We start from the raw sequence: 1,462 nt of genomic DNA on the forward strand, positions 1-1,462 counted from the left end.
GCTACCTCGCCGGCCTTCACCTCCGCGCCTCGATGATCTGGATCGATGATCTCCTGCTGACCACTGATTGATCACAACATCACACAGGCCCTAGCGGCCCGTTTCTGGCCGCACCTGGCCCGCAGCCCCTACCGGCCGCCGACCATGGACGAGCTGCCCAACTTCCGCAAGGCGATGCGGCAGATGATCGTCCTCAAGGTGCCGCAGATCCCCGCGCCGGACTACATGGAGCAGGTCGCCGAGGCCCTCTCCGCCGTGCTGGTCCGCACGGTCACGGCATAGCCGCGAACGCCTCCTGCACCACCTCGCGCTGCGCGGTCCACCAGGCCAGGAAGCGCTCAGCGGGCAGGAACAGGTGGTCGCAGGAGTAGTCGTCACGGTCGTAGTGGAAGACCAGCTGCCAGTAGTCCGACATGCGCTTCCACCACAGCCGCTCCACCGCGTCCGCCAGGGCCGGCACCGGGATCGGCACCACCGACCGGTAGCCGGCCACGAACGCGGCAGTCCGCTCCAGGTCGAGGAAGCCGTCCTCACCGCCGAACTGCACCGTGGCGGTGCGGGCGACCTCCTCGCCGAACGGGCGCACGCGGATGCGGTCCCAATCGATCACCCCGGCGATCTTGCCGTCGCGCCACAGCACGTTGCGGTGCTGCACGTCACCGTGCGTCCAGCCCACCGGACCGGCCGCCACCTCGGTAGCGGGGCGCTCGCTGCCGTACTTGTCGAGCAGCACCTTGCGCTCGCCCAGCGCCTGGGCCGCCTCGGCGTCGAAAGCCGCCGGGCTCTCCAGGGCGGCGATCACCGCGAGGAAGCGGTCAGCCTCGGCGTGCGCCGCACCCGGGGTGGTCACCGAGGCTGCCAAAGGCTCCGATCCCGGCGGCAGCAGGCGGGCGGTCCGCTCGTCGTTCAGGCTCCGGTGGATCTGGCCGAGCAGGACACCGAGGTCCCCCGCCTGGTCCAGGGTGAGCTCCGTCCCGGGCTGGTGGCCGCCTTCCATCCAGGGGATCAGGCAGTACCCGCGGCCTGCGACCTCCGCCACGGTCTGGCCGGAGGAGGTTGCCAGTGGCCGCCCGACCGGGACCCCGGCGTCGGCCAGCTCCGCCAGGACCGCCAGGTTCCGGCGGGCGAGCGGCAGCGGCACGTCCATGATCCGCTTCAGGGCGAACGCGCCCTCGGCCGTCTCCAGCCGCCAGTTACCGTTCATGAGGCCGTTGGGCAGGAAGCGGCACGCCTGGATCTCACCGAGCCCGAAGGACTCGCCGAGGACCGCCAGGTCCTCCTCGATCTTGCTGTAGCGCGAGCCACACGCGGCGTCGTCCATCGCTTCCGTCACCCAAAGCAGGCTAGCGGAGCGCAGGCCCCGGCGAGGCCGGATCGGCCATCGTACCCCCGCTTCCGGGGCCTGACTTCCCGGCCCTTCAGACGAAGGCCGGAGCAGGACGCGCAGGGCACCCGTCCGGCC

Annotated in this window: 2 protein-coding genes; one reads left to right on the plus strand and one right to left on the minus strand. The window is 71.1% G+C overall.

Annotated features, from left to right (window positions below; translation table 11 throughout):
* The first annotated feature begins 144 nt into the window (after window positions 1-144).
* A complete protein-coding gene (locus ACFU7Y_RS43925) occupies window positions 145-282 on the plus strand; it encodes a hypothetical protein (protein WP_380772068.1) in 138 nt (45 codons plus the stop codon).
* Here ACFU7Y_RS43925 and ACFU7Y_RS43930 read toward each other — a convergent pair.
* Window positions 272-1,333 (minus strand): homoserine kinase, encoded by a 1,062-nt coding sequence (locus ACFU7Y_RS43930; protein ID WP_380772070.1) that lies wholly within the window; start codon window positions 1,331-1,333, stop codon window positions 272-274. The two genes, ACFU7Y_RS43925 and ACFU7Y_RS43930, sit on opposite strands and share 11 nt — an antisense overlap.
* Window positions 1,334-1,462 lie beyond the last annotated feature (129 nt).

The sequence above is a fragment of the Kitasatospora sp. NPDC057542 genome (assembly GCF_042801945.1).
In the GTDB taxonomy this organism is placed as follows: Bacteria; Actinomycetota; Actinomycetes; order Streptomycetales; family Streptomycetaceae; genus Kitasatospora.

Excerpts from the sequence above, each read along its gene's own strand:
- ACFU7Y_RS43925 (WP_380772068.1), top strand. The coding sequence starts at position 145 with ATGGACGAGCTGCCCAACTTCCGCAAGGCGATGCGGCAGATGATCGTC.